Origin of the sequence: Orrella marina, assembly GCF_003058465.1 — a bacterium.
Taxonomy (GTDB): Bacteria; Pseudomonadota; Gammaproteobacteria; order Burkholderiales; family Burkholderiaceae_B; genus Algicoccus; species Algicoccus marinus.
Genome location: NZ_CP028901.1, coordinates 3,424,446 through 3,439,997, shown reverse-complemented (window position 1 = coordinate 3,439,997; position 15,552 = coordinate 3,424,446). Strand labels below are relative to the sequence as shown.

Sequence of the window (15,552 nt, the reverse complement as noted above, 5' to 3'; positions counted from 1 at the left end):
CAGCGACCTATACGTGGCTCGACCAACAGCAAGAGATAGACAGCCAGAGACCGGCAGCAACGAGCCATCAACAGAAACACCCTCATCAAGCGGAGACAACCAGCATGATCAGCTACCAAGTTAAAGACCAGATCGCCGAGATTCTGTTTAACAATCCACCCGTCAATGCGCTCTCCGAGGAAATGCTTGACGAGTACCTGGGGCTGCTCAGGCGTGCAGCCAAGGACCCGGAGGTCCGTGCCGTGATTGTGGGCAGCGAGGTGCCAGGCCGATTCTGCGCCGGCTTGAATCTTTCTGCCATCTACCAGGGGGAGCCTGGAAAGGTTCGTGCCCTGCTAGACCGTCTCTATGTACAGATGACGGACACCCAGTTTCATATGGGTAAGCCAACTATCGCTGCAGTCGGGGCACCGCACGGGGTGGCGGGATGACTCTGGCGATTTCCTGCGACATGATCGTAGCCTCCCGATCGGCCACATTTGGATACCCCGAGATCGATGCAGGTGTGCTGCCTTCGATTCACTTCAGTCACTTGCCCCGCATTGTGGGGCGTCATCGGGCGTTCGAGATCCTCTTCACCGGACGCGCATTTGACACCTCGGAAGCCGTCTCGCTAGGACTTGTCAGCCGTGTAGCCGAAGATGGCAAAGAACTCGACGAAGCCAGGGCGCTCGCGCGCACCATAGGCGGTAAAGCCGCTGGTGTGGTTGAGTTCGGCAGAGCCGCTTTCATGCAGGCCAACGACAATGGTTATCGGCAAGCCGTTGCCGCTGCCGCAGACAGCTTCTGCAATATCGCTGCCACCGACGACGCCAGAGAGGGTATTGCCGCATTTGTCGAGAAGCGTAAGCCCGTCTGGAAGGATTGAGCGAGATCAGAATCTAGCGGCCCAGACAGACCGGAGACCGTCAGATCTGACGATCTGGATAAAGCCGGGACATCAGCCTTGCGGGTAGGCAACATGGCTCAAGTCTCGAGATATCGAGACTTGAGGAGTACGTTCTCCTGATGAAACTCGAGGTAAACCTGTTGCGCATTTGAAAAGCGGCCAACAGTCTGGGGTGACCGAGTATCAATACCCATTCTGCTCAAGGACTCTTCGTGGGCAACAGGCGAGACGATCAGTCTGCCATTGCCTTCGAAACTGATGAAACCCCGATCGAACAGATGATCGATACTTGGTGTTAAAAGCAAACCGTTTTCACCGTCCAGTCGCTCCTCATTCGTGGCATCACGCCAGGGCTTGCAGTGACTCGCGACCAGATGCTCCAGTCGATCAACACCGGTTATTCGGCAAGCCTTCTCAATACGATTGACTCTTTGCTTGAACAGCCCTTGTCCTCTTCTTGCCATGACAATGGCCAGGCGATCTGTGGACGTCATGGTCGTATCCGACTGCACCCGATGCAACTCATGCTCTTCCCACTGGACCAGACCGATCGCTGACGTATCGTGCCCGGAATCGGTTGCAGAAAGGCGAATGGCATTGACCAGACTGTGAGCCTCTGCACCCAGAATGTCGATCAACTCCGCCGCAAAATCTTCTGGAACCATCGTCAGATAAACACTTTGCAACCCCGAGCCGTTGGGTCTCAATGGCGCGTACTTGACAGGCAGGTACCGGGCAAGCCTGGACATGTGCTCCGATGGTCTGGCAGGCAGGCGCAGCGGCTGAAATCTGACATCGATACGCCAGCCGATCTTGTCCCAGTACGCACCCGCTTCTCCGAACTCGATCGGTTTGGGCGCCTCGTAGGCATACGACTGCGCAACTCCGATTGCCCGGATCTGCGTATTCGCAAACGAAAAAATGACGTCGCCGGGTTTGACCTCGCGCATGAAGTCATAGAACGGGTTGCTGTGTCCATTTGCCTTGCGCTTGGGCGACCAGAGATAGCCACCTTCTACTTCGTGGCGATAGGTCTGGTTCTGATTCACCCACCAATATCGCATTGTTCGCCTGGCAATGGGCTGGTTCGTCACACTCTGCATGAACCAGTCAAGGCACTCGGCAAACAAAGACTGGCCATTAAAGCGAGAGCGGCTCGAGAGCAACTAAAAAGAGCAACTAAAGTTTGGTTGAGTTTATCACCAGGACACGCTTGATCACTCAATCGATGTTTAGATCGGCACGATGGTTTCCCTAGCGCGTGAAGAAAGCATCTTCCGGTCGCAGAATCTCGACACGCCCTGGGTACACGCCATCGCCGACATCGACGGCCAACCCCGATTAGCGGATCCTGACACTACCGCATGACAAAGGGATTAGTGGGCACGTTCTGATCGTACGAAATCCAGACACTCTTGGTTTCCAGGTACTCGTGAATGGAGGCCATGCCACTTTCGCGTCCCAGACCGGAATGCTTCATGCCTCCGAACGGCATCATGTAGCTGACTGCCCGGTATGTGTTCACCCACACAGTACCTGCCTTGATGGCTGCTGACATCCGAAACGATCGTCCCATGTCCTGGGTCCAGATACCGGCGGCCAGACCATAGATCGTGTCGTTGGCAATGCGAATGGCATCGGCTTCATCATCAAACCCGATAATCGACAACACCGGTCCAAACACTTCTTCCCGGGCGATCCGCATGCCAGGTGTCACGTCTGTGAAGATGGTCGGCTCTACAAACTGGCCACCCGGCAAAGATGCATCTGTTGCGGGCCCTCCCCCCAGTACGCAGCGCGCACCCTCCTGCTTGGCGACCTCCATATAGTCGAGGATCTTCCGGTATTGCTGCTGTGTGGTCACAGGACCAATATTGGTCTCAGGTGACATCGGATCACCCTTGCGGGCGATGGACCCAAGCTCAACCAGTCGCTGCGTGAACGCCTCCTTGATGGAGTTCTGCACCAGGAGACGTGAACCTGCGATACAGGTTTGTCCCGTCGCAGCAAAAATACCCGAAATCACGCCAGAGGCTGCTGCGTCAAGATTGCAGTCATCAAACACGATGTTGGGCGACTTGCCACCGAGCTCCAGCGATACCCGCTTCATGCTCCTGGCGGCCTGTGCGTAGATTCTTGCACCAGTTGCATCCGATCCCGTGAAAGTGACTTTGGCAACATCTGGATGATCGATCAGCGCAGAACCGATTTCCGGACCGTAGCCGGTCACGACGTTAAAGACCCCATCCGGAAAACCGGCCTCACGGGTCAGTTCCGCAAATTCGAGTGTAGAAACCGAGGCAAATTCCGACGGTTTGATGACGACTGAACATCCTGCAGCGATCGCCGCCGCACACTTCCAGGCGACAAACAGCAAGGGAGAATTCCACGCAGTGATGGCCACTACGACCCCGACCGGTTCGAGCCGGGTGTAGGTGAAGTGCTCTGGCTTGTCGATCGGAACCACACTGCCTTCAATCTTGTCTGCCAGTCCTGCGAAGTACCGCCACCAGTTGGGGTGGTACATCACCTGTCCCCGCATCTCTGCAAGCAACTTGCCGTTGTCTCGAACCTCCGTCTCTGCCAAGCGGTCTGCGTTTTGTTCGACCAGATCTGCAAGGCGAATCATCAGACGTGCACGGTTGGACGGACTCATCTTTGACCAGGGGCCTTCGGTCATGGCCCGGGATGCTGCCTTGACCGCCAGGTCTGCGTCAGTGGAATTGCCCTGCGGGATCTGCGCCCATGCCTCGCCGCGGTATGGGTCCATGCTGTCAATCCAGCTTGCACTGCTCGGCTCAACATACTTGCCATCGATAAAGTGACCATATTTCTTCACAGCATTGTCTCCTCTCTGTGTCTCTTCGCACCGCAATGATGCAACGGAAATTCGTGATCCTTGAGCAGCATCAGGAGGCTCTTTGCTCCACTCTGCCATCGCTACGCCATCTAACTGCCCTCATAGACTGATACAGCCCACCAAACGCCAGATCGTCGCTCGAACATAGCGCCAAGACGGCGCTTGTGGCAACGGTTTTTGATGTGGCCGCATTTACTAGCCAGGCGCAGGGAGGGTACAGACCTGAAGGACAGCCAGCCAGGCTCACCCGGACACGAGCCATCCCAAAGCCCATTGAGCAGGCGCTGCTGTAATCCTTCAGTGCCAGAGAATGACTCTGTGTCCGGCAGGACAGCATGAAGTATTCAGCGCTGGACATTGTGAGTCGAACGCATGACTGACCAAAGAACACCTGAGATCTGGTTCAATGTCACTATGCCTGCGGCAACCGCTCGAAGATCACGTGATTGACTGGGCGGGCGCGGCTGCCCATTTTCTTGATCAGGAATACGAACGCATGTGTACATCGCTCATTTATCGAGACGCCAGCAATCGCCCTTATCTCGGCCGCACACTCGAACTCAGTGTGGACTTACCGTACCAGGTTTCCTTCGTGCCGCAACAGATGGCAATGTCATCCAAAGTGGGTGATCAGCCCGCACTCACCTGGCAAAACAACCATGCCTTTATCGCGGTGACGATGCCCGCAGCAGTCCCGGCAAATGGATCGCCGCTCGACAGCACCATCCTCAAAGTGGTTGAAGGCGTGAACGATGCAGGACTGACCTTCAGCGTGCAAGCATATTCACAGGCAGGCGGCCCTCAACCTGGGCTAAAGGAAGATCAGATCGCGCTTTCGGCGGCAGATCTCGGCGCCTACGTACTAGGGAATCATGCAACTGTTGCTGACGTGAAAGAAGCCTTGGCTGCCCTTCCCGTCATTCTGGAACGGGTACCCATCCTGGGTGGACTGGAGATGCCGTTTCACTATGTTGTGCATGACGTCTCAGGCGCCAGCCTGGTGATTGAGTTTCATCATGGGGTACGAACGCTATACGACAATCCTGTCGGGGTGATGACGAATGCACCTCCGTTTTCCTGGCACCTGGTCAACCTGAACAACTACACATTTCTCTCGAATGTTGATCGTTCGACTTCTCAGTTCATGGACTACAAAGCCATCGCGCCAGGATCCGGAATCGCCAAAGCGGGACTTCCTGCCTCAGACAACTCGGTGGATCGATTTATCCGTGCTGCGTATTACGCCCACTATGCAGAAAAGCAAGCCGATCCTGACAAGGCGGTCCAGATGGTGGCGCACATCATGAACAATTTCGACCGCCCGCGTGGCATCACGATTGACCCACCAGACGTTGGCAGTGGCCATATGCAAATTGAGGGACATGAAGGAGACGCCATCCCGACCGAGTTCACCACATGGACCAGTGTCACCGACCTGAACCGACGCCATTTTTATCTACGTGACAGCGGTGGCATGCGTTACGTGCAGATAGCCTTGAACAACATCAAGGACGCAAACAAGTTCAGAACACTGCCAATGTCCGCGCTGATGTCGCCGGTGGCGGATGTGACAGAGATGTTTTAGGGGTCGAACGATCAGACGACCCACAAGCTCGGCGGGGCGCTCGCATGGTCAATTTGAAAGCGGCCACACAATCAGCAACATGGGAACTGACACCGCAACCACTATGATTTCCACCGGCAAACCTAACCTCCAGTAGTCTTCAAAGCGGAAACCTCCCGGGCCCAGAATGAGCGTATTGTTCTGGTGCCCGATCGGGGTCAGAAATGCGCACGATGCACCAACAGCCACTGCCATCAGGAACGGGTCCGGGCTCGCACCCAGCGCCGTGGCCGTGCTAATCGCAATCGGGCACATCACAGCCGCAGTGGCTGCGTTATTCATCAAGTCCGAGATGAACATGGTCACCACGAGAATCAACACCAACCCCACAACTGCGTGACCTTGGGCGACATTCTCGATCATAATGCGTGCGATGAGTTCAGCTGCTCCTGTACTCTGCATTGCACCAGCAACTGGGATCAGCGCACCCAGCAACACGACAACTGGCCAATCAATTGCACCGTAAACCTGCCTGGGCGGCACAGTGCGCAGCGCCATGGACGCAAGCACGCCAATCGCAAAGGACACTGACGCGGGCAGAAGACCAAACGCCGCACCAGCAATGGCGAACAACATGATAAGACTGGCCTGCCAGGCCTTTCGCTTATCTGGAATACGTAGATCGCGCTGGGCCAGTGGCACACATCCGTTGTCAGCCGCGAACTCGGCGATCGACTCTGGCGGCCCTTGCATCAGTAACAAGTCCCCAGATCGCAGGTTAATGGATCGCAGCCGTTTCATTGACCGCTCGCCTTCACGCGACAGCGCTAGTAAGTTCACTCCATATCGTGTCCTCAGGAGGATATCCTTGGCAGAATGACCGCATAGCGGCGAACTGGGCAATACAGCGAGTTCCATCAACACAACATCGCCCTCTTCCGCAGAAGAGTCACGATCTGATTCGTCCCCTTCTGCCGTTTCGCCATCCTTTCTTGGTTTTGTGTTGCGACTCTTTGATACGTCACTGGTCACCGACTCGTCATTTGTCTCGCCTCCTGCAGAATCTTCGGCTTCTTGAGGTTCTTTGGACTCTTCGAGTTTCAGCCCAAGGATAGACAGCACATCGGTCAGTGAGTCGGCCTCTGCCTCGATCATCAGGATATCGTTGGCATGTACCCGTCGACCAGAATTGGCCGCGATGATTCGGACTTCGTTCTGCACGATCCCGATAATCTGGGCATCAATCTCGGCGAGCTCAGCTTCGATTTCGCGAAGAACCATTCCAGCAGCCTTGCTGTCCTCCAGGACCCTGACTTCGGTTACGTAGGCGCCTGACTCAAATCCCTCTTCACCCGATTGCCTGCGCGCGGGCACGAATCTCCACCCAGCAATCACGATGAACACGATTCCGGCGATGGCGACGACCAGGCCGACGGGCGTGAAATCGAACATCCCGAAACCACCCATGCCGGATTCAGCACGAAAACTGGAAACAATGAGGTTGGGTGGGGTACCGATCAGCGTGGTCATACCACCCAGAATGGTGCCGAAGGCTAACGGCATCAGTACCTGGCCAGGGGCCAACTCAAGCCGCTGAGACACATGAATAGCCACTGGCATCAGTAACGCCATGGCACCAACATTATTCATGAAGCCTGACAGAAATGCGCCCAGACACATCAGGGCACCGAGCGTGACCAGTCGCCCCGCGTTGGCGGGCAGGACAGCACGGGTCAGCGCATCGACAGCACCGGAGCTTTGCAAACCTTGACTTAGCACCAGGACACAGGCCACTGTGATCACAGCCGGGTGACCAAACCCGGCGAACGCTTCTGAAGGCGTTATCAGACCGGCTAGCACACAGGCAAACAATGCCCCGGCCGCCACCATATCGTGACGCCACCTCCCCCATAAAAACATGACAACCGTTGCTGCCAGTATTGCCAGAATGGCCCATTGATCGTTCGTCATGTACGCCTGCACTGTTGGTGAGGTTGAGGCAAGAAGATTGGCACGATCACCATGGGTGTTCCTGCGTCCGGTGGATAGCCGGTTAAAGACGATCCGTCTTTCACAATTAACCCGGATCGTGCATATTGCAAAGGGTATGCGCCAGCGCTACTGGCGAAATCAACATCGCCAACGAGAGCAGATGACCTCAGTGTACTGCGGACGATTGCTTCACAGATCACAGGACGGCGGGCTTTACATCCGTACACCTTCCGATCTTCAACATTCTTGCAAACTGGTGTGCTTAATGAAGGGCCCAGAATGATAGAGAGGATACGAGTATCCCTGTGGGACATCTTCACATTCTTCATGACTGGGCTTCTTGCCGCATTAGTGACCAGCGCATTCGTGGCGTATGCGGGTACATTCAGTGCACCGGAGCTTGCCTCGAATCTGTTGCTGACTCCTACTAAGGTGGACCCTGTTGTCAAGACAGAATCTGTTGCGGTTTAAGCTAAGTCCATTTCTTCAACCGCAGCGGTACAGCGCTGCCCTGTTTGCTCCCGGGGTGAATCCCCCGTGGAGCGTAGCGAAACGGGGGATTCACCCCTCGTGTCTCTGAAGTGATCCGGGATGCTCGCGCCACCGCCTTCGCAGGTGGCATAGACCTCATCGGGCTTTTTGTAGCCCAGCCCTTGATGGGGTCGTTCAGTGTTGTAAAACGCAAAGTACTCGGCCAGACCTACGGTCAGCTCGGCCATGCTGCTGTAGCCCCTGAGGTACAGGTCTTCGTACTTCACGTTGCGCCAGAGCCGTTCCACGAAGATGTTATCCAGTGCACGGCCACGACCATCCATACTGATCCGTATCTCTTCACGCTTCAGAATGTCGGTGAATGTCGTGCTCGTGAACTGGGAGCCCTGGTCACTGTTGAAGATCTCAGGCTTGCCGTGAGTTGCCAGGGCATCTTCCAGGCAGTCAACGCAGAATGCAGAGTCCATGCTGTTACTGATGCGCCAGGAGAGCACTTTGCGTGAGTACCAGTCGATGATGGCCACCAGATAGGCGAACCCTCGTGCCAGACGAACGTACGTGATGTCCGTGCTCCACACCTGGTTCGGCCTGACGACCTGCAAACCACGCAAGAGGTATGGGTAGATCCTGTTCTGCGGGTGCTTCCTGCTAGTGTTTGGCCCGGGAGCCATCCCAGCCAGCCCCATGCTCGCCATCAGGCGCTGTACCCGCTTGCGGTTGACCGTCAGACCACGATCTTTCAGACAGCGCACCATGCGGCGGCTGCCATAAAAGGGACGCTGCGTGTACGCCTGATCAATCAGGTGGCACACTTGCAAATCATCGCCACTCGCGGGTTTGAGGCTCTGGTGGCTGTACCAGGTCGCACGGGAAACACCCGCCAGCGCACATTGCCTGACCAGCGAGAGACTATTCGACGGATCAATCCAGCCCATTCTCGTCTCCAGGCTCATAGTCCGGACTTTTTTTTAAGCCAATCCAGCTCCATCTTGAGCCGACCAATCTCGCCATACAAGGCGTCCTCCTTGGCGTGCTCGACTGGCTTGGGGCCACGCTTGTTGGCAAAGACGCTGCCTGCATTGTCCAGGAACTCCTTTTTCCACTGCCGAACCATCATCGGATGCACCTCAAACTTCTGTGCGATCTCGTTGATCGTCATCTCGTTGCGTACGGCTTCCAATGCCACTTTGGCTTTGAAGTCGGCACTGTGAACCTTGCGTTTCTTACCTTCCGTCATGCTATTGCCCTCCAGGGACATTAGCTTAAACCGGTGTCTGAAAACTGGGGTCCACTTTATACTTCGATCACACTCTTCATCGCGCCACTGGTATTGACGATGCTCGGTATGCTGATTAAGCCTCTGGCAAACTACGCTGACCGATATGTTCTCAAGCACCTGCTTGGCTGGGCTACCAATCCAAAATCTGAAGCGCGAGACAAAGAGGAGGACTTACTTAAACATCAAATCAGACACCGCCATCTGGGGGATCTGAATGGGAAAATTGAAAATCCATTCCAGCTTTGCAAAGATTACGTCGAATACAAGCAACTCAGCACGACGTTCATGGCGCTCCTCGCACGCTACGGCTTCTATCGAAATTGTGCATTTATTTCTCTGACTGCAGGAACTGCCGCAGTGACACTGTCGACCACCTGGTCTGGTGCGATCACTTCCGCATCCATTTCCCTTCTTGCTGTCGTCCTTTTTCGCAAAAGAGCTGAGGAGTTCTACAGCTATCAGGCTCCAGCCATATATCGAGCGTTTCTTATCGACAAAATCACTTGGAAGACACGGGAAAAGGATGGCGTTGGTAACTGACCTCTACCTCTGATCAGAGTGAGCGACACCAGCCTGGTGTCACAAATGACGCGGCCACTGAAACTCGTGAAGCGGTTTCCCCCAAGGCTAATGATTGCCTAACCCAAGTCTAGGGTTCATCGGTTCAGAGCATCCATATCAGGATCTCATGCCTTACGGGCAGCCCAAAAACCGTCGGATAGCGACGATCTTTGTCTACCGTCGGAATCGCAACCCCGGTCTCAAAAGTCCGTCATTCTTGCTCATCCGAGCTGGATTCAGTGCCCACACTATCTATCTGAGAACAGGAAATCCGCATGATCAGTGAATTTTGACCAAATTATCGCAATTTTTAACAGACGTTAGATGCAATTTCACCGATCATGCAAATCGACAGACTTTATTTCCGATCGACAGACTTTATTTCTTGTTTTCAGTCTTCAGCTCACAGTTGGTCATCTACTCCACCGTCACACTCTTGGCCAGGTTCCGGGGCTTGTCCACGTCTGTTCCACGCGCACATGCAGTGTGGTACGCAAGAAGTTGCAACGGAATCACATGCAGAATCGGCGAGAGGTAGCCATAGTGTTCCGGCATACGGATCACATGCAGCCCCTGCTCCGCCTGAATCCTGGTGTCAACGTCTGCAAACACGTAGAGCTGACCACCACGTGCCCTGACTTCCTGCATGTTGGACTTGAGCTTCTCCAGAAGTGCATCATTTGGCGCGATCGTCACAACCGGCATCTCGTCTGTGACCAGTGCCAACGGACCATGCTTGAGCTCTCCGGCGGGATATGCCTCCGCATGGATGTAGCTGATCTCCTTGAGCTTGAGTGCGCCTTCCATCGCGATCGGAAAGTGCATGCCGCGCCCCAGAAACAGCGCATTCTCATGCTTGGCAAACTGCTCTGACCAGGCAATGATCTGTGGCTCAAGCGCAACCACCGCGCCAATGGCAACAGGCAGGTGACGCATTGCGCGCACATGCATAGCCTCATCTTCTTCACTCAATCTGCCTTGCGCTTGTGCAACCGCCAAGGTCAGGAGGAACAGTGCGGTCAACTGAGTCGTGAACGCTTTGGTCGAAGCCACCCCGACTTCGACTCCGGCCCGGGTGATGAAGTTGTAACGGCAGGCACGCACCATTGCGCTCGTTGACACGTTACAGATCGTCAAGGTTTCCAGCATACCGAGGGACTGGGCGTGCTTAAGTGCTGCCAAGGTATCGGCCGTCTCACCCGACTGAGAGATCGTAACGACTAATGTCTTAGGGTTAGGCACGCTATCCCGATAACGATACTCACTGGCAATCTCGACCGATACCGGAATTCGGGCGATCGATTCAATCCAGTACTTGGCCGTCATGCCCGCGTAATAGCTGGTACCACACGCCAGAATCAGAATCCGGTCGATCTGCTTGAACGCACCGTAGGCACCATCCCCGAAGAGCTCTGGCATGATCGACATGACGTCATCGAGCGTATCAGCAACTGCACGCGGTTGCTCGAAGATCTCCTTCTGCATGTAATGGCGATAGGGGCCCAGTTCAACTGCAGCACTATGCGCCTGCACCGTCTGTGCCTGGCGTTCGACCGCCTGCCCATGCGCATCAGTGATCCAGACATTACCGATCTGCAAATCCACCACATCACCATCTTCCAGATAGATGATCTGATCGGTTGATCCAGCCAGTGCCAGCGCGTCTGAAGCAAGGAAATTTTCTCCGGTGCCGATACCCACGACCAGTGGCGAGCCGTCCCGCGCGGCAACCACCCGGTGCGGCTCGTCCTTACAGATCACGCCGATTGCATAGGCACCTTTGAGTTGACGGACACTTGCCTGAACGGCGGCCAGGAGATCTCCCTCGTAGTGGTAATGCACCAGGTGAGCAATCACCTCGGTATCGGTCTGGCTCTCGAAGACATAGCCGCGCTCGATAAGGAGCGCGCGCAGCTCGTCATGGTTTTCAATGATGCCGTTGTGGACCAGAGCAATTCGTGGATCCGACCCATTGGTTCCAGAGAAATGGGGATGAGCATTGTGTGTCGCCGGTGCGCCGTGAGTGGCCCAGCGTGTGTGCGCAATACCCGTAAACCCGGTCACACCATCAACCGCCACCTGATCAATCAACTCAGCCACACGCTGGGTGCTACGAGCACGCCGCAACTGCCCATTGTCCGCATCATAGACAGCGACACCACAAGAGTCATAGCCTCGGTACTCCAGTCGCTTCAAGCCCTCGAGCAAGACTGGAACGATATCCCTGGATGAAACAGCGCCGACGATTCCGCACATGATCTTGATTCCTCGAACAGTAGTAACCCATCACCTGTGACGCGGTGTGGGTTTTGAATGTTGGTGGCTGACAGAACTCATGGCACAGGGCACTGTTCAGCTGTGACTGGGTTGAATGCAGTGATGAAGATCAATGCTGGCGTTTGCACTTCGTGTGTGCTTCGATTACGAGGAACAGGACAGGCGAGCTCGACTCGCTCTCACCGTGCACGCTCCATCATGAACACATTCAACCGATACGAGATTGTGCGACAAGCCCAAGGAAATTTTCTTTCTAATTTTAAGTATTTTTGTTCTAATATTGCATAGATTCAAATTAATAAACTTTTATTTCAATAAGATAAAATATTTGCAATAAATGGACGAATTAGACTTCAAGATTCTTAATCTACTACAACGAGATGCCAGCATCACCAATCAGGAGCTGGCCGATCGCGTGCATGCATCTGCACCGACCTGCCTGAGAAGAGTCAAACGCCTGGTTGAAACAGGTGTGATCGAAAAACAGGTCGCCATCCTGTCCCCGGAGGCATGCGGTCACCCCCTGACGGCCATTGCCGAACTCACCCTGGAGTCTCAGGCAACGGACGAAATTGAACGCTTCGAACAGAAGATGATGAGCGAGCCCGCGGTCACACAGTGCTACCGGGTCTCGACAGGACCTGATCTCATCCTGATCCTGCAACTGGCTGACATGCAGGCTTATCACGCGCTGGCACATCGCATGTTCACATCCGCCCACCGGGTGCGCAACGTGCGGACCTTCTTTGCCACCCATCGCAGCAAATTCGAGACGCGACTGCCACTCAGGCCGCCTCGCTCGTAGAAAGTCCAATCTGACGATAGACATTCAGGGCGACAGCCAGTAACGCAAACACAACCGACACGATCAACCCGTAGGTTGGCCCCAGATCCTGATTCAAGGCCAATGCGGAGGCTACCAGTGCCGCGCCCACTGTCTGGCCAAACGTGCGGGTGACCGCCTGCGTGCCCCCTAAGGCACCGGAGCGCTCGCGCGGTGCCGTGGTCAACAGAACCCGGTTGTTTGGCGTCTGAAAGAAACCAAACCCCACCCCGCACAAAATCATACAGAGCATCACCCACAAATTGTCTATCCCGGGAGACATGAACGCAATTGAAGCCATTCCGATCGCCATACAGCTTGCGCCCAGCGCACACAACAGTGGAATCGAATGACGATCGGCCATGCGCCCGGCCACGAGTGCCATCACGCCGGCACCGGCTGGCCAGCCCGCCATCAGCCAGCCCAGCGTGAGCTGATCTCGCTCAAGCGTATCCAGCAAAAAGAAGGGAAGCGACACAAACGCCGCCATTTGGGACGAGAACGTCAACTGGGAGGCACCGATCGCGTAGCGGAAGGGTCGGATTCGCAGCAAGTCCACTGGAAACAATGGTGCGGTCTGTGTGGAAGAGCGACGCACCAATCGCACGATAATGACTGCACTGGCTGCGATCAGCAGCAGCGATTGCCACGTATAGATCGCCAGAAAGTCCAGCCCCAGGATCAAGAGGCCAATTCCAAGACCACTCTCTATCGCTGAACGCACATCAAAGGGCCGTTTGACGCCTTTGGCGTCTGGCAAATGATGTTTGATGATCCAGACGAAAGCACCAACAGGCAACATCACCAGAAACAACCAGCGCCAGCCGCCCAGCGTCAGAATAACGGCCCCGAGTGATGGCCCTACAACGGCCCCGACAGAGACCGTCATCGCGATCATCCCGATACCACGTCCAAGCTGATTGATGGGAAACGTCAGGCGTATCAATCCGGCTGTCAGACAGAACAGTGCCGCGGCACCTAGCCCCTGGATGAGCCGGCCAGCCAGCAGCATCGGCAGACTGATTGAACTGGCGCTAATCAGGGCGCCTATCGTGAAAGTGGCCAGTCCTACAGAAAAAATTCGCCTGAACCCGAACCGCTCAACCTGACTGGAAAACGGCAAAAGCGTCACCACAACAGTAAGCCCGTATGCATTGACAATCCAGACCGACGTAGAGGCATCCACTCCCAGCGACTGTGAGATGGTGGGCAACGCCACGTTGATCATGGATGCGTCCAGCACACAGGTCGCCAGCATCAGGATCTGAGCGAGTGCAGCCCAGTACCTTCTGGGTACAGGCAGGCCCTGATGCTCGGGCCGGCTTTGGGCATCAGTGCTTTCTGGACGCGTTACTCCGGGAGTCGGGCCTGTTCCGGATTCAGGATTTTTTGGAGAATTCACCTTGCTTGACGGGTCTTTGCCATTGTTCGATGGTTTTCTGAAGGCTGCGGGAAATCGTCAGCTTCCCCCTCGGCGCGTCCATCGTCAAGGTCGTTCCCGCACCAAGCGTCGCACCAGCCCCGACCTTGACGGGCGCAACGAGCTGGGTATCAGACCCTATAAAGGCATCATCTTCAATGACTGTCAGGTGTTTGTTGACCCCATCGTAGTTGCAAGTAATAGTTCCTGCGCCAATGTTCACCCGCGCACCGATCTGGGCGTCACCAAGATAGCTCAGGTGATTGGCCTTGCTGCCATGACCCAAAGTCGCGTTCTTGATTTCCACGAAGTTGCCAACGTGGGACTTCTCCCCCAGGTCTGAACCGGGCCTCAGTCGCGCAAACGGTCCGACGACTGCGCTGCTCCCAACCTTTGCTCCCTGCAGGTGGCTAAACGCGTTAATCGTCACGTCATCGGCCACTACCACATCCTTGAGCAGGCAGTTCGGGCCGATCACCACACGATCACCGAGGGTCACTGTGCCCTCAAACACGCACCCCACATCGATCGAGACGTCCTGCCCGCAGGCAAGCGCTCCCCGCTGATCGAAACGATCCGGGTCGGCCAATGTCACCCCTGCGATCATCTGGCGCTCAGCCAGTTCACGCTGCCAGAGCCGTTCGAGATCCGCTTGCTGAGAGCGGCTATTCACCCCCAGCGTCTCAAACCGTTTCTGCGGCTCGACCGTAGCGACCACCTGACATTCGGACACAGCCATTCCGATGATATCAGTCAGGTAATACTCGCCTTGCGCATTGTTGTTCTGAAGGCGTCCGAGCCAGCTCTTCAGTGACGCTGTCGGCGCAACCAGCATGCCCGTATTGACTTCGCGAATCGCTAGTTGTGAGGGTGTCGCATCCTTGTGCTCGACAATCGCCGTCACCCTGCCTTGATGATCCCTGACGATACGACCATAGCCGGCGGGATCCGGCAATTCTTCTGTCAGCAAGGCCAGGCTGTCTTCACTGGCGGCCAGCAAAGCCCGCAATGTGCCACTCTGCACCAGCGGCACATCGCCGTAAAGCACCAGCGTCTGATCGTGCTCACCCTCTTCTACCAGATCCCTCGCCACCTGCTGAACCGCATGCCCGGTTCCAAGCTGCTCGGCCTGAAGCACGAAACGCAAATCGCTCTGCCCTTCAAACTCGGCCTTGACCCGCTCGGCGCCATGCCCCACCACAATAAAGAGACGATCAGGATTCAGGGAGCGCGCGGTCTCTAGCAGATGCGAGAGCATCGGTCGACCTGCAATGGGGTGGAGAACTTTGGGCAAACCGGATTTCATTCGCTTGCCCATACCGGCGGCGAGAATGACGATATTCAACATACAACGTTTCCAATCAAAAGCCTCGCCGCTGGCGAGGTGTCGAGTCT

General features: G+C 55.5%; 9 protein-coding genes and 2 pseudogenes. 4 read left to right on the top strand and 7 right to left on the bottom strand.

Going from position 1 to position 15,552, the window contains the following annotated elements; genetic code table 11:
- The first annotated feature begins 104 nt into the window (after positions 1 to 104).
- Positions 105 to 868, top strand: a pseudogene (locus DBV39_RS15665) (enoyl-CoA hydratase/isomerase family protein).
- A 98-nt stretch (positions 869 to 966) separates the two neighbouring features.
- Here the strand turns inward: DBV39_RS15665 and DBV39_RS15660 are convergent.
- On the bottom strand, positions 967 to 1,992 hold the full coding sequence (locus tag DBV39_RS15660; protein WP_227870668.1) for an HNH endonuclease: 1,026 nt from the start codon (positions 1,990 to 1,992) through the stop codon (positions 967 to 969).
- 254 nt (positions 1,993 to 2,246) lie between these two features.
- Positions 2,247 to 3,728: an aldehyde dehydrogenase gene (locus DBV39_RS15655; protein ID WP_108623316.1), complete on the bottom strand. Its 1,482-nt coding sequence runs from the start codon at positions 3,726 to 3,728 to the stop codon at positions 2,247 to 2,249.
- A gap of 427 nt (positions 3,729 to 4,155) precedes the next feature.
- On the opposite strand from DBV39_RS15655, the gene DBV39_RS15650 reads away from it, so the two are divergent.
- Positions 4,156 to 5,334 (top strand): linear amide C-N hydrolase, encoded by a 1,179-nt coding sequence (locus tag DBV39_RS15650; protein ID WP_227870667.1) that lies wholly within the window; start codon positions 4,156 to 4,158, stop codon positions 5,332 to 5,334.
- Between the two features lie 48 nt (positions 5,335 to 5,382).
- Here the strand turns inward: DBV39_RS15650 and DBV39_RS15645 are convergent, their stop codons facing one another.
- Complete coding sequence (locus DBV39_RS15645; RefSeq protein WP_108622338.1) at positions 5,383 to 7,284, bottom strand: SLC13 family permease; 1,902 nt, start codon at positions 7,282 to 7,284, stop codon at positions 5,383 to 5,385.
- 581 nt (positions 7,285 to 7,865) lie between these two features.
- Positions 7,866 to 9,034, bottom strand: a pseudogene (locus tag DBV39_RS15635) (IS3 family transposase); the annotation flags it as partial.
- A 33-nt stretch (positions 9,035 to 9,067) separates the two neighbouring features.
- On the opposite strand from DBV39_RS15635, the gene DBV39_RS15630 reads away from it, so the two are divergent.
- On the top strand, positions 9,068 to 9,616 hold the full coding sequence (locus DBV39_RS15630) for a hypothetical protein (protein WP_108622336.1): 549 nt from the start codon (positions 9,068 to 9,070) through the stop codon (positions 9,614 to 9,616).
- Between the two features lie 438 nt (positions 9,617 to 10,054).
- Here DBV39_RS15630 and glmS read toward each other — a convergent pair whose 3' ends face one another.
- Positions 10,055 to 11,893 carry a glutamine--fructose-6-phosphate transaminase (isomerizing) gene (gene glmS / locus DBV39_RS15625; RefSeq protein ID WP_108622335.1) on the bottom strand — a complete coding sequence of 613 codons (1,839 nt, stop codon included), beginning with the start codon at positions 11,891 to 11,893 and terminating at the stop codon, positions 10,055 to 10,057.
- A gap of 358 nt (positions 11,894 to 12,251) precedes the next feature.
- Here glmS and DBV39_RS15620 point away from each other — a divergent pair, with 358 nt between their 5' ends.
- Positions 12,252 to 12,719 carry an Lrp/AsnC family transcriptional regulator gene (locus tag DBV39_RS15620; RefSeq protein WP_108622334.1) on the top strand — a complete coding sequence of 156 codons (468 nt, stop codon included), beginning with the start codon at positions 12,252 to 12,254 and terminating at the stop codon, positions 12,717 to 12,719.
- On the opposite strand, the gene DBV39_RS15615 is transcribed toward DBV39_RS15620, so the two are convergent.
- Together DBV39_RS15615 and glmU are read right to left on the bottom strand one after the other, a co-directional pair.
- Positions 12,700 to 14,139, bottom strand: a complete 1,440-nt coding sequence (locus tag DBV39_RS15615; protein ID WP_159078989.1) for an MFS transporter — start codon at positions 14,137 to 14,139, stop codon at positions 12,700 to 12,702. The genes DBV39_RS15620 and DBV39_RS15615 overlap by 20 nt on opposite strands.
- A complete protein-coding gene (glmU, locus tag DBV39_RS15610) occupies positions 14,117 to 15,505 on the bottom strand; it encodes a bifunctional UDP-N-acetylglucosamine diphosphorylase/glucosamine-1-phosphate N-acetyltransferase GlmU (protein ID WP_108622332.1) in 1,389 nt (462 codons plus the stop codon). Before glmU ends, DBV39_RS15615 begins: the two co-directional genes overlap by 23 nt.
- Positions 15,506 to 15,552 lie beyond the last annotated feature (47 nt).

What these genes read in the sequence shown, in the direction of transcription:
- DBV39_RS15620 (WP_108622334.1), top strand. Translation starts at nt 12,252, where the DNA reads ATGGACGAATTAGACTTCAAGATTCTTAATCTACTACAACGAGATGCC.
- DBV39_RS15660 (WP_227870668.1), bottom strand. Translation starts at nt 1,992, where the DNA reads ATGCAGAGTGTGACGAACCAGCCCATTGCCAGGCGAACAATGCGATAT.
- glmU (WP_108622332.1), bottom strand. Translation starts at nt 15,505, where the DNA reads ATGTTGAATATCGTCATTCTCGCCGCCGGTATGGGCAAGCGAATGAAA.
- glmS (WP_108622335.1), bottom strand. Translation starts at nt 11,893, where the DNA reads ATGTGCGGAATCGTCGGCGCTGTTTCATCCAGGGATATCGTTCCAGTC.
- DBV39_RS15650 (WP_227870667.1), top strand. Translation starts at nt 4,156, where the DNA reads ATGTCACTATGCCTGCGGCAACCGCTCGAAGATCACGTGATTGACTGG.
- DBV39_RS15645 (WP_108622338.1), bottom strand. Translation starts at nt 7,284, where the DNA reads ATGACGAACGATCAATGGGCCATTCTGGCAATACTGGCAGCAACGGTT.